General features: G+C 70.5%; 22 protein-coding genes, 1 tRNA gene and 1 pseudogene. 11 read left to right on the plus strand and 13 right to left on the minus strand.

From position 1 onward, the window contains the following. Window positions 1-167: 167 nt before the first annotated feature. From ACFPQ9_RS02350 to ACFPQ9_RS02360, 3 genes are read left to right on the plus strand one after another with little or no spacing between them, the layout of a single operon-like run. Window positions 168-1,274, plus strand: a complete 1,107-nt coding sequence (locus ACFPQ9_RS02350; protein ID WP_380845656.1) for an aliphatic sulfonate ABC transporter substrate-binding protein — start codon at window positions 168-170, stop codon at window positions 1,272-1,274. 34 nt (window positions 1,275-1,308) lie between these two features. Further along, window positions 1,309-2,103, plus strand: coding sequence for an ABC transporter ATP-binding protein (locus tag ACFPQ9_RS02355; protein ID WP_380845659.1), 795 nt, complete (start codon window positions 1,309-1,311; stop codon window positions 2,101-2,103). After that, on the plus strand, window positions 2,090-3,055 hold the full coding sequence (locus tag ACFPQ9_RS02360; RefSeq protein ID WP_380845662.1) for an ABC transporter permease: 966 nt from the start codon (window positions 2,090-2,092) through the stop codon (window positions 3,053-3,055). Before ACFPQ9_RS02355 ends, ACFPQ9_RS02360 begins: the two co-directional genes overlap by 14 nt. Before the next feature lie 111 nt (window positions 3,056-3,166). Here ACFPQ9_RS02360 and glpK read toward each other — a convergent pair whose 3' ends face one another. Then, window positions 3,167-4,681, minus strand: coding sequence for a glycerol kinase GlpK (glpK, locus tag ACFPQ9_RS02365; RefSeq protein WP_380845665.1), 1,515 nt, complete (start codon window positions 4,679-4,681; stop codon window positions 3,167-3,169). Between the two features lie 42 nt (window positions 4,682-4,723). Continuing rightward, on the minus strand, window positions 4,724-5,491 hold the full coding sequence (locus ACFPQ9_RS02370; RefSeq protein WP_380845668.1) for an IclR family transcriptional regulator: 768 nt from the start codon (window positions 5,489-5,491) through the stop codon (window positions 4,724-4,726). Between the two features lie 150 nt (window positions 5,492-5,641). Here ACFPQ9_RS02370 and ACFPQ9_RS02375 point away from each other — a divergent pair, with 150 nt between their 5' ends. Next, entirely contained in the window at window positions 5,642-6,070 is a 429-nt protein-coding gene (locus ACFPQ9_RS02375) for an ATP-binding protein (protein ID WP_380845671.1), read from the plus strand. Window positions 6,071-6,078: 8 nt separating this feature from the next. Here ACFPQ9_RS02375 and ACFPQ9_RS02380 read toward each other — a convergent pair whose 3' ends face one another. The 4 genes from ACFPQ9_RS02380 to ACFPQ9_RS02395 all read right to left on the minus strand — a co-directional run bounded on the left by ACFPQ9_RS02380 (window position 6,079) and on the right by ACFPQ9_RS02395 (window position 12,624). Beyond that, entirely contained in the window at window positions 6,079-8,256 is a 2,178-nt protein-coding gene (locus tag ACFPQ9_RS02380; protein ID WP_380845674.1) for a thiamine pyrophosphate-dependent enzyme, read from the minus strand. Then, a complete protein-coding gene (locus ACFPQ9_RS02385; RefSeq protein WP_380845677.1) occupies window positions 8,253-9,806 on the minus strand; it encodes an aldehyde dehydrogenase family protein in 1,554 nt (517 codons plus the stop codon). The genes ACFPQ9_RS02380 and ACFPQ9_RS02385 overlap by 4 nt, the downstream gene beginning before the upstream one ends. Window positions 9,807-9,839: 33 nt before the next feature. After that, entirely contained in the window at window positions 9,840-11,180 is a 1,341-nt protein-coding gene (gene lat, locus ACFPQ9_RS02390; protein WP_380845680.1) for an L-lysine 6-transaminase, read from the minus strand. Between the two features lie 103 nt (window positions 11,181-11,283). Then, a complete protein-coding gene (locus ACFPQ9_RS02395; protein WP_380845683.1) occupies window positions 11,284-12,624 on the minus strand; it encodes a family 43 glycosylhydrolase in 1,341 nt (446 codons plus the stop codon). A gap of 153 nt (window positions 12,625-12,777) precedes the next feature. Between ACFPQ9_RS02395 and ACFPQ9_RS02400 the strand changes: the two genes are divergently transcribed. From ACFPQ9_RS02400 to ACFPQ9_RS02425, 6 genes are all read left to right on the plus strand, one after another. After that, window positions 12,778-14,043: an ROK family transcriptional regulator gene (locus tag ACFPQ9_RS02400; RefSeq protein WP_380845686.1), complete on the plus strand. Its 1,266-nt coding sequence runs from the start codon at window positions 12,778-12,780 to the stop codon at window positions 14,041-14,043. Next, window positions 14,030-14,881 (plus strand): ABC transporter permease, encoded by an 852-nt coding sequence (locus ACFPQ9_RS02405; protein ID WP_380845689.1) that lies wholly within the window; start codon window positions 14,030-14,032, stop codon window positions 14,879-14,881. The genes ACFPQ9_RS02400 and ACFPQ9_RS02405 overlap by 14 nt, the downstream gene beginning before the upstream one ends. Then, entirely contained in the window at window positions 14,878-15,663 is a 786-nt protein-coding gene (locus tag ACFPQ9_RS02410; protein ID WP_380845692.1) for an ABC transporter ATP-binding protein, read from the plus strand. The genes ACFPQ9_RS02405 and ACFPQ9_RS02410 overlap by 4 nt, the downstream gene beginning before the upstream one ends. Window positions 15,664-15,683: 20 nt before the next feature. Continuing rightward, the gene (locus ACFPQ9_RS02415) at window positions 15,684-16,685 is read left to right on the plus strand and encodes an aliphatic sulfonate ABC transporter substrate-binding protein (protein ID WP_380845695.1); all 1,002 of its coding nucleotides are present in this window, start codon (window positions 15,684-15,686) and stop codon (window positions 16,683-16,685) included. An 83-nt stretch (window positions 16,686-16,768) separates the two neighbouring features. Beyond that, window positions 16,769-18,286 (plus strand): sulfatase family protein, encoded by a 1,518-nt coding sequence (locus ACFPQ9_RS02420; protein WP_380848349.1) that lies wholly within the window; start codon window positions 16,769-16,771, stop codon window positions 18,284-18,286. Beyond that, entirely contained in the window at window positions 18,276-19,226 is a 951-nt protein-coding gene (locus tag ACFPQ9_RS02425; protein WP_380845698.1) for a formylglycine-generating enzyme family protein, read from the plus strand. The genes ACFPQ9_RS02420 and ACFPQ9_RS02425 overlap by 11 nt, the downstream gene beginning before the upstream one ends. A 64-nt stretch (window positions 19,227-19,290) precedes the next feature. Here the strand turns inward: ACFPQ9_RS02425 and ACFPQ9_RS02430 are convergent. Then, window positions 19,291-19,364, minus strand: a tRNA-Pro gene (locus tag ACFPQ9_RS02430). A 175-nt stretch (window positions 19,365-19,539) separates the two neighbouring features. On the opposite strand from ACFPQ9_RS02430, the gene ACFPQ9_RS02435 reads away from it, so the two are divergent. Continuing rightward, window positions 19,540-20,481, plus strand: a complete 942-nt coding sequence (locus ACFPQ9_RS02435; protein ID WP_380845701.1) for an alpha/beta hydrolase — start codon at window positions 19,540-19,542, stop codon at window positions 20,479-20,481. Here ACFPQ9_RS02435 and ACFPQ9_RS02440 read toward each other — a convergent pair. The 6 genes and pseudogenes from ACFPQ9_RS02440 to ACFPQ9_RS02465 form a co-directional block, all read right to left on the minus strand. Next, on the minus strand, window positions 20,474-20,761 hold the full coding sequence (locus tag ACFPQ9_RS02440) for a hypothetical protein (protein ID WP_380845704.1): 288 nt from the start codon (window positions 20,759-20,761) through the stop codon (window positions 20,474-20,476). The two genes, ACFPQ9_RS02435 and ACFPQ9_RS02440, sit on opposite strands and share 8 nt — an antisense overlap. A 161-nt stretch (window positions 20,762-20,922) precedes the next feature. Beyond that, window positions 20,923-21,557 (minus strand): annotated as a pseudogene (locus ACFPQ9_RS02445) (MFS transporter); the annotation flags it as partial. 44 nt (window positions 21,558-21,601) lie between these two features. After that, window positions 21,602-22,552 (minus strand): VOC family protein, encoded by a 951-nt coding sequence (locus ACFPQ9_RS02450; RefSeq protein ID WP_380845707.1) that lies wholly within the window; start codon window positions 22,550-22,552, stop codon window positions 21,602-21,604. Then, window positions 22,549-23,661, minus strand: coding sequence for a 4-oxalomesaconate tautomerase (locus ACFPQ9_RS02455; RefSeq protein WP_380845710.1), 1,113 nt, complete (start codon window positions 23,659-23,661; stop codon window positions 22,549-22,551). The genes ACFPQ9_RS02450 and ACFPQ9_RS02455 overlap by 4 nt, the downstream gene beginning before the upstream one ends. After that, the gene (locus tag ACFPQ9_RS02460; protein WP_380845713.1) at window positions 23,658-24,392 is read right to left on the minus strand and encodes a 4-carboxy-4-hydroxy-2-oxoadipate aldolase/oxaloacetate decarboxylase; all 735 of its coding nucleotides are present in this window, start codon (window positions 24,390-24,392) and stop codon (window positions 23,658-23,660) included. The genes ACFPQ9_RS02455 and ACFPQ9_RS02460 overlap by 4 nt, the downstream gene beginning before the upstream one ends. Then, the gene (locus tag ACFPQ9_RS02465) at window positions 24,389-25,138 is read right to left on the minus strand and encodes a PIG-L deacetylase family protein (protein WP_380845716.1); all 750 of its coding nucleotides are present in this window, start codon (window positions 25,136-25,138) and stop codon (window positions 24,389-24,391) included. Before ACFPQ9_RS02465 ends, ACFPQ9_RS02460 begins: the two co-directional genes overlap by 4 nt. Window positions 25,139-25,187: the final 49 nt, after the last annotated feature.

The following is a 25,187-nucleotide window of genomic DNA, read 5'->3' on the forward strand; positions in this document are numbered from 1 at the left end:
ACTCTCCGCGGAAACCCCCCACGCGTCCCCCCACACCGCTGCGCTCCCTGCTGTCCCGTCCGGATGGCAGGTGAGCGGTGTGCCGGTGCACGCCGACGCCGGGCGCAACGCCCGTGTCGCAGCCCTTGATCGCCCTTCCTGATCGCTCTCCCCGAGAGGACACCTCCGTGTCTGCCGCAAGACCGCTCAACACCCTTCGCACCTTCGCCGTCATCGCGGCCCTCCCCCTGCTGCTGACCGCCTGCGGCTACGGCGCCGAGTCAACCGACGACGGCAAGCAGGCCGAGGTCGCGGCGGACGCCAAGAAGCTCTCCGTCGACGAGGTGAAGATCGGCTACTTCCCCAACCTCACCCACGCCACCGCCCTGGTCGGCGTCCAGGAGGGCCTGTTCCAGAAGGAGCTCGGCGGCACCAAGATCAAGGCGTCGACCTTCAACGCCGGTCCGTCGGAGATCGAGGCGCTGAACTCCGGCTCCATCGACATCGGCTGGATCGGTCCCTCCCCCGCCATCAACGGCTACACCAAGGCGGCCGGCAAGAACCTGCGGATCGTCTCCGGTTCCGCTTCGGGCGGCGTGAAGCTCGTCGTCAACCCGGAGAAGATCAGGTCCCTCAAGGACGTCAAGGGCAAGAAGATCGCCACCCCGCAGCTCGGCAACACCCAGGACGTGGCGCTGCTCAACTGGATCTCCGAGCAGGGCTGGAAGGTCGACGCCGAGAGCGGCAAGGGCGATGTCTCCGTCGTCCGCACGGACAACAAGGTGACCCCGGACGCCTACAAGTCGGGCTCGATCGACGGCGCCTGGGTGCCCGAGCCGACCGCGTCCAAGCTGGTCGCCGAGGGCGGCAAGGTGCTCCTCGACGAGGCCGACCTGTGGCCCGACAAGAAGTTCGTGATCACGAACATCATCGTGTCGCAGAGCTTCCTGAAGGAGCACCCGGACGTCGTCGAGGCCGTGCTGCGCGGTTCGGTGAAGACCAACGCGTGGATCAACGCCAACCCGGACAAGGCCAAGGCCTCCGCGAACAAGGCCCTGGAGGAGCTCTCCGGCAAGGCGCTGCCCGCCGAGGTGATCGACCCGGCATGGAAGTCGATCGCCTTCCTCGACGATCCGCTGGCCGCGACCCTCGACACCGAGGCGGAGCACGCGGTCAAGGCCGGACTGCTGGAGCAGCCCGACCTGAACGGCATCTACGACCTCGCACCGCTGAACAAGGTCCTCAAGGCCGACGGCAAGGACGAGGTCGACGACGCCGGTCTCGGCGTCAAGTAAGCAGCGTTCCGAGAGTTCCCAGGAGGTGACGACCATGGCCGCCACGGCCACGACCGCCAAGGTCACCGAGGACGCCACAGCGGTGCCGTACGCCGCCCGGATCGAGCACGTCTCGAAGTCCTTCGCCGGCCCCGCCGGGCAGCAGCTCGTCCTCGACGACATCACCCTCGATGTCGCACCGGGTGAGTTCGTCACCCTCCTGGGGGCCTCGGGCTGCGGCAAGTCCACTCTGCTCAACCTGGTCGCGGGCCTGGACCTGCCGTCCGCCGGCTCGATCGGCACGGACGGCCGGCCCGCCCTGATGTTCCAGGAGCACGCCCTGTTCCCGTGGCTGACCGCGGGCAAGAACATCGAACTCGCCCTGAAACTCAGCGGGGTGGCCAAGGCCGAACGGCGCGAGCGCGCCGAGGAGCTGCTCGAACTGGTCCGGCTGAAGGGTTCGCACGGCAAGCGGGTGCACGAGCTGTCGGGCGGTATGCGTCAGCGGGTGGCGCTGGCGCGGGCGCTGGCCCAGGACAGCCGGCTGTTGCTGATGGACGAGCCGTTCGCGGCGCTCGACGCGATCACCCGGGACGTACTGCACGACGAACTCACCCGTATCTGGCGGGAGACGGGCGTGTCGGTGCTGTTCGTGACGCACAACGTGCGCGAGGCGGTCCGGCTGGCGCAGCGCGTCGTCCTGCTGTCCTCGCGCCCGGGCCGCATCGCCCGGGAATGGACGGTCGGCATCCCGCAGCCGCGTCGCATCGAGGACGCGGCGGTGGCCGAACTGTCCGCCGAGATCACCGAAGAACTGCGTGGGGAGATCCGCCGCCATGGCCGGCACTGACAACGGCGTCGACGTCAAGGGCGAGGCCCACGACGACATCACGATCACGGGCGACGACAAGGTCGGCGCCAGGAAGGACGCCGGGAAGAACGGCGCCGAGGACCTGGCCGGACTGGAGGCGGGGCTCGATGCCCTGGACTCGGTGCAGGTCCGCCGTACGTCGCTGCGCGAGACCCTGACCCGCAAGGTGCTGCCGCCCGTCACGGCGGTCGCGCTGGTGCTGGTGGTCTGGCAGTTGCTGGTGTGGGCGGAGGTCGTCCCCGCGTACAAGCTCCCCTCGCCGTCCGAAGTGTGGGGCGAGGTACGTGAGGCCTGGCTCCAGGGCACGCTGCTCGACTACATCTGGACGTCCGTCTCACGCGGCCTGCTGGGCTTCCTGCTGGCGCTGGCCATCGGCACACCGCTGGGTCTGCTGGTGGCGCGGGTGAAGTTCGTACGCGCGGCGATCGGGCCGATCCTGTCCGGCCTCCAGTCGCTGCCGTCGGTGGCGTGGGTGCCGCCTGCCGTGCTGTGGCTGGGTCTGAACAACTCGATGATGTACGCCGTGATCCTGCTCGGCGCGGTCCCCTCCATCGCCAACGGCCTGGTCGCGGGCATCGACCAGATCCCGCCGCTGTTCCTGCGGGCCGGGCGCACCCTGGGCGCGACCGGTCTGCGCGAGGCCCGGCACGTGGTGATGCCGGCGGCGCTTCCCGGTTATCTGGCGGGCCTGAAGCAGGGCTGGGCGTTCTCGTGGCGGTCGCTGATGGCGGCGGAGATCATCGCGTCCTCCCCCGATCTCGGCGTCGGCCTCGGCCAGCTGCTGGAGAACGGCCGCAACAACAGCAGCATGTCCCAGGTCTTCCTGGCCATCTTCCTCATCCTGCTCGTCGGTATCGCCATCGACCTGCTGATCTTCAGCCCGCTGGAACGGCGGGTGCTGCGCAGCCGGGGTCTGCTGGTCACCCGCTGAGGCGGGAGCACCACCGGCCTCGGGGCCGGGCACCCAGCGGGTCTGCGGACGGTGGCAGACCCGCTGGGCCGTTCTCCGGGGAACGCGCGGTTGTGGACCCGGGCCGGCGGGTCACGGGCGTTTCGGTGGCTGAATCCACCCCAGGGACCGCTCGACGGCCCGCTTCCAGCACTCGTACTCCCAGTCCCGCCGCTCGGGCTCCATGTCCGGCAGCCACTGCGCGGCCCGGTGCCAGTTGCGGCGCAGGACCTGGAGGTCCGGCCAGTAGCCGGCCGCCAGACCGGCCGCGTAGGCGGCGCCCAGGGACACCGTCTCGGCGACGAGGGGCCTGACGACGGGGACGTCGAGCACATCGGCCAGGATCTGCATCAGCAGATGGTCGGACGTCATGCCGCCGTCCACCTTGAGCTGCTTCAGCGCGAGCGCGGAGTCGGCGTTCATGGCGTCGACGACTTCCCGGGTCTGCCAGCCGGTGGCCTCCAGGACGGCGCGGGCCAGGTGGCCCTTGGTGATGTAGGACGTCAGCCCGACGATCACGCCGCGGGCGTCGCTGCGCCAGTGTGGTGCGAACAGACCGGAGAACGCGGGGACGATGTAGCAGCCGCCGTTGTCCTCGACGGTGCGGGCCAGAGTCTCGATCTCGGGGGCGCTGTGGATCAGGCCCAGCCGGTCGCGGAACCACTGCACCAGCGAGCCGGTGACGGCGATCGGGCCCTCCAGCGCGTAGATGGTGGGCTGGTCCCCGATCTTGTACGCGACCGTCGTCAGCAGCCCGTGCTCGGAGCGGACGAGGTCGGTGCCGGTATTCATCACCAGGAAGCTGCCGGTGCCGTAGGTGCACTTGGCCTCTCCCGGTGAGAAGCAGGTCTGCCCGAACAGGGCCGCCTGCTGATCGCCGAGGGCCGCCGTGATCCGAACGCCCGGGAGCAGGGCGCTCGCCTCGCCGTAGCTCTCCGCCGAGGACCGGATCTCCGGCAGCATCGCGCGTGGCACGCCGAAGAATTCCATGAGCTCCGTGTCCCAGGTCAGCGTGCGGATGTCCATGAGCATGGTGCGGCTGGCGTTGGTGGCGTCGGTGATGTGCAGGCCCCCGTCGGGTCCGCCGGTGAGATTCCAGATCAGCCAGCTCTCGATGGTGCCGAACAGCACCTCGCCGTCGCGGGCGCGCCGCTCCAGCCCTTCGACGTTGTCGAACAGCCAGCGGATCCGGGGTGCGGAGAAATACGTCGACGGGGGCAGGCGGCAGCGGTCGAGGAAGAAGTCGTCGCCCGGGTCGCTCCTGAGGTCGTCGACGAGCGCCGCGGTGCGGGTGTCCTGCCAGACGATCGCCCGGACCAGCGGGATCCCGGTCCGGGGGTCCCAGAGCACGGTCGTCTCGCGCTGGTTGGCGATCCCTATCGCCGAGATCTGGCCGGCGTCGATCCCGGCGTTCGACAGCGCCTCGGGGACGACGCGCTGGAGGTTGCGCCAGATCTCGACGGCGTCGTGCTCGACCCAGCCCGGCCTGGGGAAGAACTGCTCGTGCTCCCGCTGGGCGACCGACACCAGCCGCCCTCCGTGGTCGAACAGGATGCAGCGGGTGGACGTGGTGCCCTGATCGATGGACATCACATACCGTTCAACCATGATCGGCCCTGCCTTCCGATGTGTCGCGGAGGTGCTGGGGGCCTACCAGCGAGCCGCTCCCAGGTCTCTGGAGATCGCGCGTGCCGCCTCCCGCAACACGGTGATCAGGGCCGGCAGCGGCCGGCCTTTGCTGTCGCAGATCCGCTCCACGGCGCCGGACACGCCGATCGCGCCCACCACGAGACCGCCCTGGCCCCGGATCGGCGCGGCGATCCCGGCTTCGCCCATGCTCATCTCCTGTACCTCGGCGCCCCAGCCCAGGTCCCGTATCTCGCCGAGCGCCCGGTTCAGCTCCGAGGGGTGGATGAGGGTGTGCCGGGTGTACGCCTCCGGTTCGTCCTCAAGCAGCGGCTCCACCGGCGTCGCTCCGAAGGCCAGCAGGACCTTGCCGAGCGAGGAGGCGTGCAGGGGCAGCAGCGCGCCGACGTCCAGGGTCTGGAGGGTGTCGTCCGGCCGGAAGACATGGTGGATCACGAGCACCCTGCCCTCCAGGGGCGTGCCCAGCCGGACGGCCTCCCCGCTGCGGGCGGCCAGGGCGTCGGCCCAGTTGATGGATCGCGAGCGCAGTTCGTTGACGTCGAGATAGCTGGTGCCGAGGTGCAGCAGGGCCGCCCCGAGCTGGTACTTCCCGGTCGCCGGGTCCTGCTCGACGAAGTCCACGTGTTGCAGCGTGCGCAGGATTCCATGGGCGGTGCCCTTGGCGAGCCCCAGCGACGAGGCCACTTCCCCGAGCCCCAGTCGGCGGGAACCACCGGCGAGCAGCCGCAGGATCGCCGCCGCACGCTCGATGGACTGGACTGGGCCGGCCATGAGCCGATGGTAGTCCGAGTTTTTCCGGTATGGGACTGTCGTTCGGTAATGCCGACCGATGTTCGTTGACCGGTGGATTTTCCTTGTTTAGCGTTCCAGGACGCCTGAGCCGGAGCCGCGGCCGGGCGGGACCGCCCCCGAGGAGGACAGATGACAACAGCGCAGCTCACCGCCGCGCCCCGTAGGGAGGTCGAACACGTCTTCTCGCTGCCGCACGTCCCGGGGGCCGTCGCCAGCATACGGCGACATGTCCGTGCGGTGCTGTCCGACTGGAACCTCACGGCCGAGTGCGCGGCCGACGTACTGCTGGTCGTCTCGGAGCTCCTCACCAACGCCATCGTCCACGCCCTGCCCCCGGCCACACTGCGCCTCTCGCGGAGCCTGACGGAGGGCTGCGGCACGGTACGCGTCGAGGTGACCGACCTCGGCCCCGCGACACCGGCGGGCCACCCGACCCCTGCGATCGACCCGGACGAACACGGCCGCGGCCTCGACATCGTCAACGCTCTGGCGTCGCGCTGCGGCGTCGACATCGACGCGGACGGAGCCGTCCGCTGGGCGGAGCTGCCGTCGGGCTGAAGCAGCCGTCACCGGCGAGGATGGGGCCTCTCTGAGAGCACCTCGCCCGCGGCCTGTTCCACGTCGGCCTCGGACACCAGCACCAGCTGCGCCGCCTTGCCCAGCGGGACGAAGCTGTCCGCACTGGTGACCCGTCGGATCGCCCCGGTGAATCCGGCGTCGACCAGGGCGGTGACGACTCCCTCCGACACGCCTCCCGTACGACGGGTCTCGTCGACCACGAGGACGCGGCCCGTCGCCTCGGCCTCCCGCAGCAGGTCGTCGACCGGCAGCGGTGCCAGCCAGCGCAGGTCGACGACCCGGCACGCGACGCCCTGTCGCTCCAGCCGGCGGACGGCTCGCAGGGAGAGGGGCAGGCCGTTGCCGAAGGTCACGAGGGTGAGGTCCGTGCCTGTGCCGTAGGTGTGGGCCCGGCCGATCGGTACGTGGTGTGCGGGGGACGGGTACGCGGCGAGCCAGGCGTCGTCGCCCTCCGTGTGGAGGTCCCGGGTGTGGTAGAGCGCGATCGGTTCGAGGAAGGCGCTGACCGTGCCGTCGGTCTCGGCGGCCGCGACACAGGTGCGCAGCATCGCGGCGGCGTCGTCGGGGCGGGACGGGGAGGCGATGACCAGGCCGGGGATGTCACGCAGGACGCCCACCGCGTTGTCGTTGTGGAAGTGACCGCCGAACCCGTGCTGGTAGCCGTAACCGGCGATGCGGACCACCAGGGGGTTGCGGTACTGGCCCTGGGAGAAGAACTGGAGCGTGGCGGCCTCGCCGCGCAGCTGGTCCTCGGCGTTGTGCAGATACGCGAGGTACTGGATCTCCGCCACCGGCAGCAGCCCGGACAGCCCCGCCCCCAGCGCCAGACCGAGGATGGCCTGCTCGTCGAGCAGCGTGTCGAAGACGCGGGCGGCACCGAACCGCCGCCGCAGTCCCCGGGTCAGTCCGTAGACCCCGCCCTTGCGGCCGACGTCCTCGCCGAAGACGACCATCTGCGGGTGACTGCCCAGCAGGTCGGCGAGGGTGTGGGTGAGGGCCTGGGCGACGGTGACGGGCTCGCCCACGGGCGTCGTGGACGGTTCGCTCGTACGGCGAGCGGCCACCGCCACCAGGTCGGGACGGCGGGGTGCGACGGGGGCGGCGATCTGGGTGGCGGTGGTCAGGGGTTCGCTGTCGAGGGCCTCCTTGGCGACGGCGGACACCCGTGCGCCCACCTCGTCGTACCGGTCGAGAATCCGGTGCGGGGTGAGGACGCCGGTCGTCGTGAGCAGCCGGGCCGTGGCCAGCAGTGGGTCGCGTTCCAGATCGGCGGTGACCTGGGACGGCGTCCGGTAGGCGGCTTCGGCGTCCGAACCGGCGTGGCCGAGGAAGCGCACCGTCGACAGGTGCAGGAACGCCGGTTGCCGGTGCGTCCGTACATGGGCGACCGCCTCGCGGGCGGTGTCGAAGGCGGACCGCGGATCGCATCCGTCCGCGGCGAAGTAGGCGAGAGCGGGCCGGTTGCCGTAGGCACGGCGCACCCAGTCCTGCGGTGTCGGCACGCTGATCCCCAGGCCGTTGTCCTCGCAGACGAACAGCACCGGCATCGGCAGGCCCTGGTAGGCGGCGTGGCAGGCGCTGTTGATGGCGCCCGCCGCCGTGGAGTGGTTGACCGAGGCGTCACCGAAGGAACAGCAGACGACGGCGTCGCCGGGCCAGGGACACTCGGCCCCGAGCCGCTGGGCGCGGGCGATGCTCCATGCCACGCCGACCGCGCGCGGCAGGTGGGAGGCGATGGTCGACGTCTGCGGAATGACGGCCAGTTCGCGGCGCCCGAACACTTTGTGCCGCCCGCCGGCGATCGGCTCGTCGGCGCCGGCGGCCACCCCCAGCAGGATGTCCCGGACCGCGTCGACGCCGCCGGCCTGCCGTGCGCGGGCGCAGTAGAAAGCGCCGGAGCGGTAGTGCAGCAGCGCGGGGTCGGTGGGGCGCAGCGCGAGGGCGAGTGCGGCATTTCCCTCGTGCCCGCTGGAGCCGATGGTGTAGTAGCCGCGGCCCTGCCGCTGCATCCAGCGCGCGGCGAAGTCGGTGTGGCGGCTCTCCAGTTGGGCGTCGAACAGGTCCAGTGCGGTACGGGGGTCCAGTGGGCCGGCGGCGTGGGCGGCGGGCCGCAGACCGGCCACCGTCTCGCGGAAGTGCCGGTCCAGGTCCTCGACGCCGCTCACAGGCGGAAGGCCAGGTCGGGTTCGAGCGTCGCGACGTCCATCTGCGCCTTCTGCAGCCGGCCGGAGTGGTCCCAGTTCATCGACTGCCAGCGGGTGAACTGGTCGAGCACCCACTGCCCCGACTGGCGGGAGCCGTTGCCCGACTTGCCGTTGCCGCCGAACGGCAGGTGCGCCTCGGCGCCGGAGGTGGTGTTGTTGACGCTGACCATGCCCGCGGAAATGCCGCGCCGGTACCTCCACACCTCGTGCGGATCGGTGGTGTAGATCGCGGCGGACAGCCCGTAGCCGTGGGCGTTGGCCAGGTCGATTGCCTCGTCGAAGTCACGGTAGGTGGTCACCGAGACGAGGGGGCCGAAGGTCTCGGTGAGGAAGAGGTCGTCGTCGCGGCGCACTCCGTCGACGATCACCGGGTGGTAGAACATGCCCGCTTCGGGGTCCCCGACGAAGCCCTTGCGCGGGTTGCCGGCCGTGATCCGCCCGATGCCGTCGGAGCCGTACGTCCGGTGGTGGTCCTTGATCCACCCGAGGAAGGTCTCGTAGCGCTGTGCGAAGCGCTCGTCGAGCATCGGGCCGTAGAGGACGTCCTCGAAGGCGTCGCCGATCCGGGCCGCGCGGCTCGCGGCGTCGAAGCGGGCGAGGAAGTCCTCGTGGACCGACTCGTGCACGACGAGCGTCCCGAGCGAGGTGCAGCGTTGCCCCGCGGTGCCGAATCCGGAGAACAGCGCACCCTCGACCGCCAGGTCGAGGTCGGCGCTCGGGGTGACCACCTGGGGGTTCTTGCCGCCCAGTTCCAGGCACGGGCTCTGCAGGTGGCTTCCGCACAGGGCGCCGATCTTCCGGCCGACGAGCGTGGACCCGGTGAAGCCGACCTTGTCGACCAGACCGGCGTCGAGGGAGGCCTCCAGACCGGCGTACGTCTGCTCCCCGTCGGCGAGTACGAGGTTGAGCACGCCGTCGGGCAGGCCGCCGCCGTGCACGAACAGCTCGAAGAGCGCCTTGGCACTGGCGGCGGCGTACTCGGCGGGCTTCCACACGACGGTGTTGCCGGTGACGAGCGCCGGCACCAGGTACCAGGACGGTACGGCCACCGGGAAGTTGCCCGCGGTGATCACCGCGACCGCGCCGACGGGGTTGCGGAAGGTGAACAGCTGCTTGTCGGGCATCTCCGAGGGCACCGTCTGCCCGTACATCCGGCGGCCCTCCCCCAGGAAGAAGTCGCAGGTGTCGATGATCTCCTGGACCTCGCCGAGCGCCTCGGCGAGCGGCTTGCCGATCTCCTCGGTCACGATGGCGGCGAGCCGGTCCTTGTTCGCCTCGACGAGCCGGCCGATCTTCCCGATCGCGGATCCGCGCACAGGAGCCGGGACGTCCGCCCAGGACCGTTGGGCGGCCTTCGCGGCCTCGGCGGCCCGGACGAACGTAGAGGCGTCCCCGAGGGAGACCTGGGTGACCAGTTCAGCCGTCCGACCGGGATTGGGGCGCTGGAGAGTCCCGCCGGGAGCGCCGGCGACCGACCGGCCGGCAACGATCGAGGCGACGGAACGGGCCATGGTTTTTGCTCCTTGTCCGCTGTTCTTACGGGGTCAGTGCCGACCGGCGAGGACCCGGTCGAGGGCCCGCAGCGCGAACCCGAGTTCGTCCTCCGTGACGGTCAGGGCGGGGCGGAAGCGCACCGAACGCTCACCGCACGGCAACGCGATCACCTGTTCCTCGGTTCGCAGCCGCCGTACCACCTCGTCCCGTGCGCCGCTGTCCGCCAGATCGATGGCGCTCATCAGTCCGCGCCCGCGCGCGTTGGACGTCATGGGCGCGTACCGCACTTCGAGATCACGCAGTTCGCCGAGGAACCACGCTCCCACGGCGGCGGCACGGTCCACCAGATCGTCCCGTTCGATGATCTCCATGATGCGGCGTGAGCGCACCATGTCGACCAGGCCGCCGCCCCAGGTGGAGTTGATGCGCCCGGAGACCCGGAGGACGTTCTCGGGTACCTGGTCGACCCGGCGGCCGGCCATGATGCCTCCGAGCTGGACCTTCTTGGCGAAGGCGACGACGTCCGGCTCGAGGCCGAGCTGCTGGTAGGCCCAGGTGGTGCCGGTGATCCCCACTCCGGTCTGCACCTCGTCGAGCACGAACAGCGCGTCGTACTCGTGGCAGAGCGCCTGCATGGCGCGCAGGAACTCCGGGCGCATGTGGTTGTCGCCGCCCTCGCCCTGGATCGGCTCGGCGAGGAAGCAGGCCACGTCGTGCGGGTGGTCCTCGAAGGCCCGCCGCGCCTGCCCGAGGGCCCGCCGCTCGGCCTCCTCCACCTCGGCGAGGTGGCGTTCGAGGGGGAACCGTATGGCGGGTACGTCGATGCGCGGCCAGTCGAACGTCGGGAAGCGGGCCGTCTTGCCCGGTTCGGTGTTGGTCAGCGAGAGGGTGTAGCCGCTGCGGCCGTGGAACGCCTTGCGCAGGTGGAGCACCTTGGTGCCGAGATCGGGTGAGCGGCCCGCGGCCTCGTTGCGGCGGCTCTTCCAGTCGAACGCCGTCTTGAGCGCGTTCTCGACGGCTAGCGCCCCGCCCTCGACGAAGAACAGCCGCGGCAGGTCAGGATCGCCCAGCACCCGGGCGAACGTCTCGACGAACTCGGCGTAGTGCGTGGTGTAGATGTCGGGGTTGGCGGGCTTGTTGGCGGCCGCCCGCGCGAGCAGGGACATGAACTCCGGGTCGTCCACGATGCCCGGCGCGTTGAGCCCCAGCGGAGCGGACGCGAAGAAGGAGTAGAGGTCGAGGAACTTCTCACCGGTGCGCGCGTCGACGATCCACGAGCCCCGGCTGGCGAGTGGGTCGAGCACGAGCTTGAAACCATCGGTCAGCACATGGCGGGCGAGTCTCTCGTGCACCTCGTCCGGGCGGACCGTCGACGCAGCGGCAACCGTCATGGGGCACCTACCCTCGATAGCCGTTCACGGAAGATCTTTCGCTGAACGCGAGAACCGGCGCAATTATTTTAGAGATGACGCGAATTTGACCGCAAGGTTTCGGTCAAAGGCAGGCGATCCCGTCACGACGCCTGACGTAGAGGCGGTCGTGCTCCGGCCCGGTCCACTCCAGGCGTACGACGCCGGGCACGGCGGCATCGGCTGTGCGCTCCGGGTCCTTCCAGTAGCCGGCGGCCGGGTTGCGGAAGAACGTCGCCCAGAGGTTGCCGCTGTGATCCTTGAAGATGTTGTTGTGCCCGGCGCCGACGCCGAGGGTCCACCGCTCGGAATACGGCCCCTCGAACCGGTCGGAGACGGCGACGATCGCGTCGTACTGGTACTGCACACGGCCCGTTCCGGGCGTGTCATAGGCGTTGCGGGTGCTTCCGTAGACATCGACCGACGTCCGGTCCCAGGCGGCGTGCAGCAGGTAGTAGCTGCCTCGGTGCTTGAACACGTACGCGCCCTCGAGATACGGCTCGGGATCGTAGGGCGTCTGCCGGAACTCCGGGAGGCCGCTCGTGGGGACGATGTCCTCCATGTCGTCGCGGAACCTCGCGTACAGGTTGTTGTGCAGCACGAGCCAGGCGTCGTCGCCCTCGCTGTACAGGCTGCCGTCGATGTGGTGGTAGGCGCCGGGCTCGATGAAGGCCGGCCCTCCGATGAACGAGTCGCCGAACGGCTTCTCCAGGTTCCCCTCGATCAGCCGGTACGGCCCCTCGACACCGCCCTCGCTCACGAGCATGAACGAGCCGACCTTGCGGGAGTGGTCGCCCATGCACGCGACGATGTACCACCGGCCCCTGAAGTAGTGCACCTCCGGAGCCCATACGTTGCCGCGCTTGCCGAACCGGTCGTCGTGCCAGTACTCCTGCCAGGGCGCGACGACCGTGCGTCCGGGCCGGTTCTCGCCGGCGAACTCGGGCGACCACACCTTGCCCTTCTCGGCGTCCGGCCGGATGCGGGTCGTGTCGGCCAGTCTCCACGGCCCGTCGAGGGAGGGGGACACCCATACGAAGAGGCCGTCGTTCCACGGTCCCGCCGCGTCGAGGCCGGGCACACGCGTGGTGCCCGTGGCGACGTAGACGGGGCGGCCGTCGACGACGAAGCAGTTGACGTAGGTGTCCCGCATCCAGACGACTCCGCGCTCCTTGTCGCGGGGGCGCAGCTCCAGCGGGAGGACGAAGGAGTTGTCCTCCCGGGGCCACAGGTCGAGTCGGGTGTCCGCGACACCGTAGGGCTCGGGGTCGGGCCAGTTCGGCGGATACCTCCGCCCCGAGGCCTCGTTCACCGATGCCGCGGGGGCCGCCTGGGCCGCGGTCGTGGGCAGTGCCGCCGCGGCTCCCAGGCCGGCGGCGCCGGCCAGGAGGGACCGACGGTTCAACGCGCTGTCGTTGGTTGGCATGCCGCACAGCATGAGAACGGCCCGTCTTTTACGTCAAGACCCCGGACAAATAATCAGGATCCGCTGTAGCTCACACTGCCGCATGGACAAGTGCTCAGAATGCTTCTGTCGGAGTGTTGACAGAAAAAGAGCCGCGTCCCTACCTTGACCGACATGCAGATGCCCAGCGGAGTGCACGCACTGGTCAGGCGGACCCACGAGGAACGCGTCCTGCGTGCCTTGCAGGAGAACGGCGCCATGAGCCGCGGCGAGATCGCCCGGATCGTGGGCCTGTCCCGCACGACCCTCTCCGAGATCACCGCGAGCCTCCTGCAACGGGGCGCCATCGTGATCGTGGACACCGATGCCTCCCGGCGTGAGGGCAGCGGGCGGCCGGCCGAACGGCTGGCACTCGACCCGGCGTCGGCGCAGTTCATGGGCGTCGACTTCGGCCATCGACGCGTCCACGTGGTCGTGGCCGACGCCTCCCACGAGATCATGGCGTCGGGCGCGACCCGCTACGACGACACCACGCCCTGGCAGGAGCGCACCGCGCTCGCCCTCGCGCTGGTGGAGCGGCTGACCGCCGAGGCCGGCGTCCACTACGGAGCGCTGCAAGGCATCGGCATCGGCGTGCCGGGTCCCTACCCGGCGCCGGAGGGCAGGTCCTGGCCCCGCGCCACCCCTTCGGGGACGGTGCTGCGCCCGGCCCCGGAAGGGGTCGACGTCGCGTTCGCCGAACGCTTCGACGCCCCGGTGATCGTCGACAACAACACCCGTCTGGCCGCCCTGGCCGAGGCCATCAGCGGGACCGACAGCGTCGCCGACCTGGTGTACGTACGGCTGTCGGACGGTGTCGGCGGCGGACTCGTGGTCGGGGGGCAGCTGGTGACCGGTTCGTCCGGGCTGGCCGGCGAGCTGGGGCATGTGACCGTCGATCCGGCGGGCAGGCCGTGCCGGTGCGGCAAGCGCGGCTGTCTGGAGACGGTCGCCTCGGTCCCCGCGATCCTCGCGGCCTGCTGGGAGTTCGGGCTGCCCCTGGAGAACCTGCGCGACCTGGCGGACGCCGTGGCCCGCGCCCACCCCGTCGCCGACCGGGTGCTGCGCGAGGCGGCCGGGGTCCTCGGCCGGGTCGTCGGGGCGGCGACGATGACCCTCAACCCGGCGAAGGTCGTCATCGGCGGCGAGATCACCCAACTGGCGCCCGTCATCGTCGATCAGGTCGCCGCCACCCTCGGCGCCGACCTCTTCCCGACCGCGTCGGCCGCTCCCGTCGTCGAGGCAGCGCGGCTCTCGGACGACGACGGTGCCATCGGTGCCCTCGCCGCGGTCTTCCACAACTCCCCACTCCTGGCCAGGTATCCGGAGACCGCCGATGTGAAGGGCGGTGCCGGGGCCCGCGATTCCACCACCGAAGGAGCCGCCCATGTCCGTCCTTGACAAGCGGGGCGCACGACCACGACATCCCGTACCCGGGACGACGTCCGGGACCGCGGAGGAGACGACGACCACGGCGGAGCGCCGGCCGTCGAGCCGGCGGGGGCTGCCCCTCCTACTGAACGCCGTGTCGCTCGCCCTGGGCATCGCGCTGTGGTGGGGCCTGGCGGCGGCGGGCTTCAAACTGCCGACCCCGCCCGAGGTCGTCTCGCGCGCCGGGACCCTGATCGGCGACGGGACACTCGCGGACGACGCCTCGGCCAGTCTGCTGCGGGTCCTGACCGGCTTCGCGCTCGGCACGGCCGCGGCGATCCCGGTCGGCTTCCTCATGGGCTGGTACGGCGTCGCGCGCGGCCTGATGGAACCGTGGATCCAGTTCTTCCGCACCGTGCCACCGCTGGCGATCATCCCGCTGGCCGTGGTCGTCATGGGCATCGACGAGACCCCGAAGATCTTCGTCATCTTTCTCGCCGCGTTCCTCGCGTGTGTGATCTCCACCTTCCAGGGCGTGGTGAACGTCGACCGCACGCTGATCAACGCGGCCCGGGTCCTGGGAGCCGGGGACGCGGTCATCTTCGCCCGTGTGGTGGTGCCCGCCTCCACGCCGTTCATCCTCGTCGGCATGCGGGTCGGCCTCGGCTCGGCCTGGGCCACCCTGGTCGCCGCCGAGCTGATCGCCGCCCAGGAGGGCCTCGGTTACCGCATGCAGAACGCCCAGCTCTACTACGACCTGCCGACCATCTTCGTCGGCCTGATCTCGATCGGGATCCTCGGTCTGCTCATGGACCGCGTCCTGCTCCTCGCGGAGCGCAGGCTCACCGGATGGCAGGAACGCCGATGACCAGCAAACCGGCCAAGATATCCGTCCAGGGCGTCACCAAGACGTATCCCCTGGGCCGCGACACCCTCACCGCACTCGACAACGTCTCGCTCGACATCGCCGAGCACGAGTTCGTCACCGTCGTGGGCCCCTCGGGCTGCGGCAAGAGCACCCTCATGAACATCCTCGCCGGGCTGGAGACCACCACGACGGGCCGTGCCCTGGTGGACGGCGCACCCGTGTCGGGGCCGGGACCCGAACGAGGGGTGATCTTCCAGCAGTACGCCCTCTTCCCGTGGCTGACCGTACGTCAGAACGTGGAGTTCGGGCTGCGCACGACCGGTGTCCCCAAGCACGAACGGCGCGGCCGGGCGGACCACTTCATCGAGCTGGTGGGCCTCGAACGGTTCGCCGACGCGCTGCCCAAGACCCTCTCCGGCGGTATGCGCCAGCGCTGCGCCATCGCCCGCGCCTACGCCGTCAACCCGTCCATCCTGCTGATGGACGAACCGTTCGGCGCGCTCGACGCCCTGACCCGGGTCACACTCCAGGAGCAGCTGCTGCGGACCTGGAGCCAGGACAAGCGCACGGTGCTGTTCATCACCCACGACGTGGACGAGGCCGTGTTCCTCGCCAGCCGGGTGATCGTCATGGCGGCACGCCCCGGACGGATCTACGACGTCATCGAGGTCGGCTCCGCCGTCGCACGCGACGAGGAGTTCCGCCTCAGCCCCGAGTTCGCCTCCTTGCGCAACCGCGTGTGGCACTCGGTGTACCACCAGGAGGGCCGCACCGCGGCATGAACCGGAAGGGGTTCATCACCATGTCATCCACCCTCACCCGCAGACGCCTCTCGGCCACCGTCGCCGGCCTCGCCGCCATGGCCCTGCTGACCGCGTGCGGCGGCGACTCGTCCTCCGGGGCCTCCGGCGACAAGGTCCGCTTCGGCTACATCAACGACTTCAACGGCGCGAGCCTGATCGCCATCGCCGACGCCAAGGGCCTGTGGAAGAAGCACGGTCTGACCTCGGAGGCCAAGGCCTTCACCAACGGGCCGCTGCAGATCCAGGCGCTGGGCACGGACAACCTCGACTTCGGCTACATAGGTCCGGGCGCGATGTGGCTTCCCGCCTCGGGCCAGGCCAAGGTCGTCGCGATCAACACCCTCGGCAACTCCGACCGGGTGATCGCCCAGCCGGGCATCACCTCGATGAGGCAGCTCAAGGGCAAGACCGTGGCCGTACCCGAAGGCACCTCCGGCGACATGATCCTCTCGCTCGCCCTGGAGAAGGCGGGCATGACCAAGAACGACGTCAAGCTCGTCCCCATGGACCCGTCGACCATCGTCTCCGCGTTCTCCTCCAAGCAGGTCGACGGAGCGGGCTTCTGGTATCCCGCGGCGGCGACCATCAAGAAGCAGGTCCCCGACCTCCAGGAGCTGGCCAAGAACGCCGACTTCGAGGACGACGTCTCCTTCCCCACCGCCTTCGTGGCCCGTAACAACCTGGTGGCCGACAACCCGCAGAAGGTCGAGAAGGTGCTCGCCGTCCTACGCGAGGCCATCGCGTTCCGGTCCGCCCACACCGACGAGGCCGTCGAACTCACCGCCGAGAAGCTGAAGCTCCCCGTCGACCAGGTCAAGGCCGACGCCGCCAACAACAAGGTGCTCAGCGTCGAGGAACTCGACTCCCTGACCCGGGACGGCACCATCGACACCTGGCTGAAGGGCATGAACGACTACTTCGTCGGGGCGGGCAAGCTGAAGAAGCCCGTCGACCCGAAGACCTACTACACCGGTGACCTCTTCGTCGGAGCGGGCGAATGACCCGGTCCAGCGCGTCGAGTACGTCCAGCGCGTCGAGTACGTCCGGCGCGACCGGTGGGTCCGGCGCGACCGGTGCTCCCGGCGTGTCCGGTGCGTCCGGCGCGTCCAGGAAGAACATTCTCTTCCTCATGACCGACCAGCACCGGGCGGACACCCTCGGCGCCTACGGCAACCCGCTGGCGCACACCCCGGTCCTCGACGAACTCGCCGCCACCGGCACCCGCTTCGACCGCTGGTACACGCCGACCGCGATCTGCACCCCGGCCCGGGCCAGCCTGCTGACCGGCCAGGCGCCCTTCCGGCACAAGCTCCTCGCCAACCACGAGCGCAACGTCGGCTACCTGGAGGACCTGCCCGAGGACCAGTTCACGTTCTCGCAGGCCCTGCGCAAGAGCGGCTACAACTGCGGCCTCATCGGCAAGTGGCACGTCGGCACCCGCAGAACCGCCGCCGACTACGGCTTCGACGGGCCCGAACTGCCGGGCTGGCACAACCCGGTGGACCACCCGGACTACCTCGCCCACCTCGCCGAGCACGGGCTGCCGCCGTACGAGATCAGTGACCGCATCCGCGGCACCCTGCCCAACGGCGGTCCCGGCAACCTCCTCGCCGCCCGGCTGCACCAGCCCGTGGAGGCGACCTTCGAGCACTACCTCGCCACCCGCGCCATCGAGAAGCTCGAACAGTACGCGGCGGACGCCCACGAACGCGACCAACCCTTCTTCCTCGCCCTGCACTTCTTCGGACCGCACCTGCCGTACATCCTCCCCGACGAGTACTTCGACCTGATCGATCCGGACGACGTGGAACTCCCGCGGTCCATCGCGGAGACCTTCCACGGCAAGCCCCCGGTGCAGCGCAACTACAGCGCGCACTGGACCTTCGACACCATGCCGATCGAGACCACCCGCAAACTCATCGCGGTCTACTGGGGCTACGTCGCGCTCATCGACCGGCAGATCGGCCGGGTCATGGAAGCCATGCGACGGCTCGGACTGGCCGACGACACCGCCGTGTTCTTCACCTGCGACCACGGGGAGTTCACCGGCTCGCACCGGCTGCACGACAAGGGTCCGGCGATGTACGAGGACATCTACCGCACCCCCGGTCTGCTCCGGGTCCCGGGCGCTCCCGGCGGCGTCGTGCGCACCGAGTTCGCCAGCCTGCTCGACTGCACCGCGACCATCCTCGAACTGGCGGGCATCGACCCGAAGCCCGCGGTGGACTCGCGGAGCCTGCTGCCGCTCGTGCACGGGGAGGCGGCGGACTGGGACGAGGACATCGTCTGCGAGTTCCACGGCCACCATTTCCCCTACCCGCAGCGCATGCTGCGCGAGGACCGCTACAAGCTCGTCGTCAATCCCGACTCGGTCAACGAGCTGTACGACCTGCACAACGACCCGGACGAACTGCAGAACGTGTACGAGCATCCGGAGCAGGCGGAGGTCCGCGCCCGGATGACGCGCCGTCTGTACGGCCTGCTGCGCGAGCGCGGCGACAACTTCTACCACTGGATGACATCGATGTACGACGTCGGCGAGGTGGCCCACGACCCGACCCTGAGCGGGCTCGACGAATCCACGTACCGCCATGGCTCGTGACCAGCACTCCTGCTGCTCCCCCACCTCCCCTGACGCACCCCTTTCGGGACAGCCGTCGGCACCGGTGACCGCCGTCCGCACGCGTTCGACGCGCGGGCAGGTCCGCCTGCCCGGTGGGGAGTTCGCCATGGGAGACGCCTTCGACGAGGGGTACCGCACCGACGGCGAGACCCCCGTCCACACGGTGCGTCTCAAGCCCTTCCACATCGACGAGACCGCCGTGACCAACGCCCAGTTCGCCACGTTCGTCAAGGCCACAGGGCATGTCACCGAAGCCGAACGCCACGGCTCCTCGGCGGTGTTCCACCTCGTGGTCGACGCCCCCGCCGCCGACGTCCTCGGCACCGCGGCCGGAGCGCCCTGGTGGATCAACGTCAGGGGCGCCCACTGGCGCCGCCCGGAAGGCACCCGCTCCGATGTCACCGGTCGGCAGAACCACCCGGTCGTCCACGTCTCGTGGAACGACGCGACCGCCTACGCCCGGTGGGCGGGCAAGCGCCTGCCGACCGAGGCGGAGTGGGAGTACGCGGCGCGCGGCGGCCTGGCGGGACGCCGCTACCCCTGGGGCGACGAGCTCACCCCCGGCGGCAGGTGGCGCTGCAACATCTGGCAGGGACGCTTCCCGCACACCAACACGGCCGAGGACGGCCACCTGACCACCGCGCCGGCGAAGTCCTACCGCCCCAACGGCTTCGGCCTGTGGAACACCGCAGGCAATGTGTGGGAATGGTGCTCGGACTGGTTCTCTCCCACCTACTACGCCCACTGCGCCCCGGAAGATCCGCACGGTCCCGGGACCGGCACCGCACGGGTCCTGCGCGGCGGCTCCTACCTCTGCCACGACTCCTACTGCAATCGCTACCGGGTGGCCGCCCGCTCCTCCAACACCCCGGATTCCTCCTCGGCCAACCTCGGCTTCCGCTGCGCCAACGACGGCTGAGCCGGAAGCCCCCACATGAAGAAGGGCCCCCACAGGCTGTCGCCTGCGAAGACCCTTCGCACCGTCGGGACGACAGGATTTGAACCTGCGACCCCTTGACCCCCAGTCAAGTGCGCTACCAAGCTGCGCCACGTCCCGGTGCCCGTCACACGGAGTACCGCGCGATCACGCAGGTCAACCCTACCTCATCGGCACCCCCCGCCCTGACGCGACTCAACCCTTGACCCATTATTGTCGGCTCCTATAATTGCCTAACTCAATAGAGTCTCACGGTGGCGCGCGCAGCCCGCGGGCCGCGACCGATCGGAGCCGTATGTCTGTGCTGGCCCGGCCCTCGGTGGCCGCCCTGGTCGCCAAGGTGATGCAGCGTGTGGCCGTGAGGCAGGAACGCCGGGCCGCCGGACGGGGAGCCGTCTCGTCCTGGCATCGGCGGTTTCCAGAATATCCGCGCAAGGTACGCGAGTTGACGATTCCGACGTCCATCGCGCCCGCCCGCGCCACCGTGTATCTGCCCCCGGTCGACGAGCCCGCCCCGCCAGTGCACATCAACTTCCACGGCGGCGGCTTCGTCATGACGCTCACCGAGACCGACGACCCGCTGTGCCGCCTCCTCGCCGTCGAGGCCGGGGCGGTCGTGATCAATGTGGACTACGCCGTCGCCCCGCAGCACCCGTTCCCGGCGCCGCCGCGGCAGGCCTACGAGGTCGTCCGGTGGGTCGCGGAGCACGGTGGCACGGAGGGCTGGGACGGCGAACGGCTCACCGTGGGCGGGCAGAGCGCCGGAGGCGGGCTCGCGGCGGCCGTGGCCCGGCAGGCGCTCGAGGAGGGCGGACCCTCGATCGCCCTCCAGGTGCTGCACTATCCCCCGCTCGACCTGGCGACGAACGCCCGGGACAAGCGCGCCGCCATCGCCAGGCCGATGCTGCGGCCCTGGATGGCCGACGTCTTCGACACGTCGTACGTCCCGGACGTCCGACGGCGCGCCGACCGGCTGGTCTCTCCGGCGCACCCCTCGGACACCGCCGATCTGAAGGGCACCGCGCCGGCGCTGCTGATCACCGCCGAGTACGACCTGCTCCGGGCCGAGGGCGAGCGTTACGCCGAGCGGCTGCGCCAGGCCGGGGCGCTGGTCGAGCACCACGACGTGGCCGGCTTCGATCATGGGTACGACGGGATCGACGACGCCGAGGCGCGCGAGGTCTATGGGCTCATCGCCCGGCATCTGAGGGAGGCCACGGGCGGCCGCCTCATCTGAGGGCACGGTCCGAGCCCGCCGTCGGGGCCGGTGTGTCCCAGCCGTCGGGGGCCGCCCCACCCACGTTCGCCGCGATCGGCGGGTCGGCGGCGTCCCTGTCGTCCGGCGGGGGCGCGATCGGCTGTCCGACCGTCGTGCTTCTCGCGCCTCGCCCCGGGCCCCCGGAGACACCCGCGGCGAACCCTGCCGTCAACAGGGCCACTGCCGCGACCACCCACCAGGGCAGGCCGGCCTTTGCCATGTATCCGACGACAGCCACCACCGCGAGAAGTGCCACCACGTCCCCCGTCCCCCTTCAAGTTCAACTCACTTACCCCCGACGTCCCGAGAGCCGCCACGCGTCACAGCGGGCATATGACGCAACAATACGCGAGACCGTCGTATAACCCAGTTCGGACCATCAGTACATATGACGGGCCAGTTGATATGACGGGCGCCGCACGCCGGCCAGTACAGGAGGGTCCGGGTCCACTCGCCGCCCCGGAAGAGGTCGGCCAGGGCGTGCCGGCGGTCGCCCGCCGCCTGCTTGTCGGCCGGGGCGGCGGGCAGTTCGACCTCGTAGCGGCCGGCCAGCTCACGTGCCTCCGCGTCGCACCCCTTGGCGACCAGGAAGCTCAGCGACTCGGGCAGGAAACGCACCAGCACCGGCACGAACAGCAGCGGGAGCACACAGAACCAGAACGCCGCCCGCCAGCCGAGGGGTTCCACGACCCACAGGGCGACGTAGGCGGAGAGGATGCCGCCCGCATGGTGGGCGGTCATCAGCAGGCCGACAGCGCCGATGCCAGCGAGAACAGTGCGACGCAGGCCACCATCAGTTTCCTGCGGCCGATCCGGTCGGCGACGGTGCCCGCCGTCAGGGCGCCCACCAGCATCCCGAAGGTGGCGTAACTGCCCAGGTCACCGGCCTGGTCGGGGGTGAGGCGGAGGGCCTTCTCCGCGAGCATGTGGGGCAGGACCGAGCCGTAGATGAACATGTCCAGGCCGTCGAAGAGGACGGCCAGCCAGCACAGGCCGACGGCCAGCACGGCCAGCACGGCCAGTCTGCCGACGCCAGCGGACGATAGACAGTCAATCCAGTGCCACCTGGGGGAAGCGCCTGGTGCGGAGGGCCGTCGGGTCAGGCGACCGGGGGCGTCCCGTGGGTGTGGAAGGACTCGATCGTCTTCAGGCCCCACGCCTGGCCCTTGGCCCGTTCGGCCTCGGTCCAGGTGATCAGCGGCCAGTCCGGGGCCAGCACGAGACGGGTGAGCGGGTTGCACAGCTCGATGCGGTTGCCGCCGGGCTCGTAGACGTACAGGAAGAACGTCTGCTGGATGGCGTGCTTGTGCGGACCCGTCTCGATGAACACGCCGGTGTCGATGGCGAGGTCCGCGGCGCGCAGGACGTCCTCGCGGGTGTCGGTCGCGAAGGCGATGTGGTGCAGCCGGCCGCTGGAGCCGGTCCAGTCCGAGGTGTAGACGACGTCGTACGACTTGTTGGTGTACGTCAGCCAACGCGCCGCGATGCGACCGGAGTCGAGGCGGATCTGCTCCGTGGGCCGGGCGCCCAGCACCTGCTGCTGGAACTCGGCGTTGGCGAGCACGTCGGCGGCGAGGAAGTTGACGTGGTCCAGGCGCCGTACGCCGACGCCCCGGTTGGGTTTGGCCTGCGGCTGGTTCTTCAGCGCCGGCCGTAGTTCCGCGGGGGCCCGGTAGTACTCGCTCTCCCAGTACAGGGCGTGTTCGTGCCCGTCCGGGTCGGTGGTGAGGTAGAGCCTGCCGAGCCCTGGCTCGTCCTCGACCCACTTGCCGCTGCCGCCCGCCGCCTCGACGGCCTCGACACGGCGGTGCAGTGCCTCCTCGCTGCCGGTGCGCAGGGCGAGGCGGCCGAGGCCTGGCTGTGCGCGGGCGGTGAGGACCAGGCTGTGGTGCTCGTAGTCGTCGTAAGTCCGCAGGTAGACGGTGTCGCCCTGCTCCTCGTTGACGGTGAGCCCCAGATAGTCGGTGAAGAAGGCGACGCCGGCGTCCAGGTCCGGGGTGAAGAGCTGGGCGTGGCCGATGTGGGCGATGTCGCCGAGCGGCGGGGTCATCGCGGACCTCCGGGGGTGGGTGCGGGCGGTGGGGCCGTCTCGGCGGACCTGGGGAAGACGGTGCCGTCGAAGATCTTTCGGGCGGTACGGACGACGGCCGTACGGCGTGCGGTGGGCAGACCGGCGGCGTCGGTGGAGAGGCTGGTCTCGATGTCCAGGAATCCCGTGGGGTGTTCGATGCGGAGGCGGTCGCCACGCTCGGGGAGGCGGGCGAGGTCCATGGCGACGCCGCCTTCGATGCGCAGACCGGCGGCGACGCTCGCCGCGCCGAGGACGCCGATCGACGGGTGGCAGCGGACCGGGATGAACGTGCGCGTGGTGATCGCGCCGCCGTGGCGGGGCGGCGCGAGGAGGGTGAGCTTGGGGACGGTGGCGTCCGAGACGTCGCCGAGGCCCATCAAGTGCCCTGCCGCGAGGCGGAGTTCGCGGAGCCGGTCGGCGAGGGCCAGGTCCTCCTCCAGGTCCTTGGGCGCCTCGTGGCCGGTGACGCCGAGGGATGCCGCGGTGATCAGCACGGTCGGCATGCCGTTGTCGACGCAGGTCACCGTCGTGCCGTCCAGCGTGTCGCGGACCCGGCCCGTGGGCAGCAGCTTCCCGGCGCCGGGCGGGAACTCGATCACCACGGGGGCCGCGCTGCCCGGTACGCCGGAGATCTCGGCGTCGCCGGTGTACTCGACCCGGCCGCCGGGGGTCGGGAAGGTCGCCGTCGCGAGATCGCCGGAGTTGACCATACGGATCCGTACGGAGGTTGCCTCCTCCCCCGCCGGGACCAGCCCGCGCTCCACGGCGAACGGGCCCACTCCGGCGAGGATGTTCCCGCAGTTCTGACGGTCACTCACCTCGACTCGGTCGACGGCGACTTGGAGGAACAGGTAGTCGACATCCGCCCGTGGATCGGCCGAGGGCGACACCACGGCGACCTTGCTGGTGAGGGGGTGCGCGCCGCCCAGCCCGTCGATCTGCCGCTCGTCCGGGCTGCCCATGACACGCAGCAGCAGGTCGTCGCGGGCGGTGGGGTCCGTGGGCAGATCCGCGCCCAGGAAGTAGGCGCCCTTGGAGGTGCCGCCGCGCATCAGCATGCAGCGGACCTCGGCGGGCGGCCGCGTCATGACCGTTCCCCGTCTCGCCCAGCGCCGCCGCGGTCGTCATGGACGTAGTCGTCGTACGACCTATAGACCACACCCAGCCCTGCGAGCGTCTCCCGCAACCCGTAGCGGTCCAGGCCGAGTTGGCCGTCGAGGAAGGCGGCGCGGGTCGCGGCCTCCTTGGCCTCGCGGGCCTCGGCCTTCTCCACCGTCTCGCGGGCGCGTTCGCGGGGAACGACCACGACCCCGTCGTCGTCGGCGAGGATCACGTCGCCGGGGTGGACGACCTGGCCGTCGATCGCGACCGGTACGTTCACGGAGCCGCCGGTGGCCTTGACGGTGCCCTGTGCGCAGACGGCCCGCGACCAGGCGGGGAAGCCCATCTCGCGCAGCTCCTGGGTGTCGCGGACACCGGCGTTGATGACGACGCCGCGCACCCCGCGCCGGTGCAGGGCGGTGGCGAACAGCTCGCCGAACAGGCCGTCGGTGGACGGGGAGGTGGTGGTGACGACGAGGATGTCGCCCTCGCCGCACTGCTCCACCGCGGCGTGGATCATGAGGTTGTCCCCGGGCCAGCTCAGCACGGTGACGGCGGTGCCGGCGACTCGTACGCCCTGCTGGACGGGCCGGATTCCCGGACCCAGCAGGCCGGTTCGGCCCATGGCCTCGCTGACCGTCGCGACGCCGAACCCGGCCAGCGCGTCGACGTCCTTCAGGTCCGCCTTCGGGGGGTCGGTGACTATGACGCCGCTCATGCCAGCTCCTTCGCGATCTGCGGGTAGGGGCGCATGTACGCCTCGGCCAGGGTCTTGTGGGCGAGGCCCAGGTTGGGTCCGGCGTTGCGCTTGAGCTGGACCCCGCGACGGACGGCGAGGTCGGTGTAGTAGTCCCACAGGTGCCGCTGGGCGCCGAGGCACTCCATGGCCCCCCGCTTGGTGTCCCACACCTCGGTGATGTCGAGCAGGACCTCGGGCCGGAAGCCGCTCATCTCCGGCTGGTGGGGCTCGAAGTAGAAGACGGGCGGGGCGCCGATGATGTCGCCGTCGCCGGGGTAGCCGATGGCCTGGGCGAGGATCCGGGCCTCGACGGCCATGCGGTGGGCGGCCGGGTGGTCACCGTTGTACGGGTCCTCGGCCGGGTGCGTGAGGACGACGTCGGGCTGGGTCTGCCGGTACACGGCGACCAGCTCGTCGGTCAGCTCGGCGGTGGGGAGCAGCGGGTAGTCGCCGGCGTCGAAGAAACGGACCTCGGCGCCGAGGGCGGCGGCGGCGCGCTCGGCCTCGTCGCGGCGTATCTCCTTGATCTCCGCCAGTTTCCGGCCCTCGCGCCAGGCCTTGGCGGACTCCCCGCGCTCGCCGAAGGTCAGACAGGCGATGGTGACCTTCTCGCCCCGGGAGGCGGCCAGGGCGATGGCGCCGCCCGCCCGCCACACGAAGTCGCCGGCGTGTGCGGTGATGACGAGGGTGGAACGTGGGACGGCGGGCGGGTGGGCCTGGGTCATGGGTGCGATCTCCTAGATGGACAGGTGGGGCGCCCGCCTCCCCGCGTCC

It is taken from the genome of Streptomyces coerulescens, assembly GCF_042657965.1.
Taxonomy (GTDB): domain Bacteria; phylum Actinomycetota; class Actinomycetes; order Streptomycetales; family Streptomycetaceae; genus Streptomyces; species Streptomyces coerulescens.

Bases quoted from the DNA above. Each gene is read 5' to 3' on its own strand.
- ACFPQ9_RS02400 (WP_380845686.1), top strand. From the start codon at position 12,778: ATGCAGATGCCCAGCGGAGTGCACGCACTGGTCAGGCGGACCCACGAG.
- glpK (WP_380845665.1), bottom strand. From the start codon at position 4,681: ATGGTTGAACGGTATGTGATGTCCATCGATCAGGGCACCACGTCCACC.
- ACFPQ9_RS02435 (WP_380845701.1), top strand. From the start codon at position 19,540: ATGTCTGTGCTGGCCCGGCCCTCGGTGGCCGCCCTGGTCGCCAAGGTG.
- ACFPQ9_RS02425 (WP_380845698.1), top strand. From the start codon at position 18,276: ATGGCTCGTGACCAGCACTCCTGCTGCTCCCCCACCTCCCCTGACGCA.
- ACFPQ9_RS02360 (WP_380845662.1), top strand. From the start codon at position 2,090: ATGGCCGGCACTGACAACGGCGTCGACGTCAAGGGCGAGGCCCACGAC.
- ACFPQ9_RS02395 (WP_380845683.1), bottom strand. From the start codon at position 12,624: ATGCCAACCAACGACAGCGCGTTGAACCGTCGGTCCCTCCTGGCCGGC.
- ACFPQ9_RS02450 (WP_380845707.1), bottom strand. From the start codon at position 22,552: ATGACCCCGCCGCTCGGCGACATCGCCCACATCGGCCACGCCCAGCTC.
- ACFPQ9_RS02370 (WP_380845668.1), bottom strand. From the start codon at position 5,491: ATGGCCGGCCCAGTCCAGTCCATCGAGCGTGCGGCGGCGATCCTGCGG.
- lat (WP_380845680.1), bottom strand. From the start codon at position 11,180: ATGACGGTTGCCGCTGCGTCGACGGTCCGCCCGGACGAGGTGCACGAG.
- ACFPQ9_RS02460 (WP_380845713.1), bottom strand. From the start codon at position 24,392: ATGAGCGGCGTCATAGTCACCGACCCCCCGAAGGCGGACCTGAAGGAC.
- ACFPQ9_RS02405 (WP_380845689.1), top strand. From the start codon at position 14,030: ATGTCCGTCCTTGACAAGCGGGGCGCACGACCACGACATCCCGTACCC.
- ACFPQ9_RS02415 (WP_380845695.1), top strand. From the start codon at position 15,684: ATGTCATCCACCCTCACCCGCAGACGCCTCTCGGCCACCGTCGCCGGC.
- ACFPQ9_RS02410 (WP_380845692.1), top strand. From the start codon at position 14,878: ATGACCAGCAAACCGGCCAAGATATCCGTCCAGGGCGTCACCAAGACG.
- ACFPQ9_RS02355 (WP_380845659.1), top strand. From the start codon at position 1,309: ATGGCCGCCACGGCCACGACCGCCAAGGTCACCGAGGACGCCACAGCG.
- ACFPQ9_RS02375 (WP_380845671.1), top strand. From the start codon at position 5,642: ATGACAACAGCGCAGCTCACCGCCGCGCCCCGTAGGGAGGTCGAACAC.
- ACFPQ9_RS02385 (WP_380845677.1), bottom strand. From the start codon at position 9,806: ATGGCCCGTTCCGTCGCCTCGATCGTTGCCGGCCGGTCGGTCGCCGGC.
- ACFPQ9_RS02465 (WP_380845716.1), bottom strand. From the start codon at position 25,138: ATGACCCAGGCCCACCCGCCCGCCGTCCCACGTTCCACCCTCGTCATC.
- ACFPQ9_RS02455 (WP_380845710.1), bottom strand. From the start codon at position 23,661: ATGACGCGGCCGCCCGCCGAGGTCCGCTGCATGCTGATGCGCGGCGGC.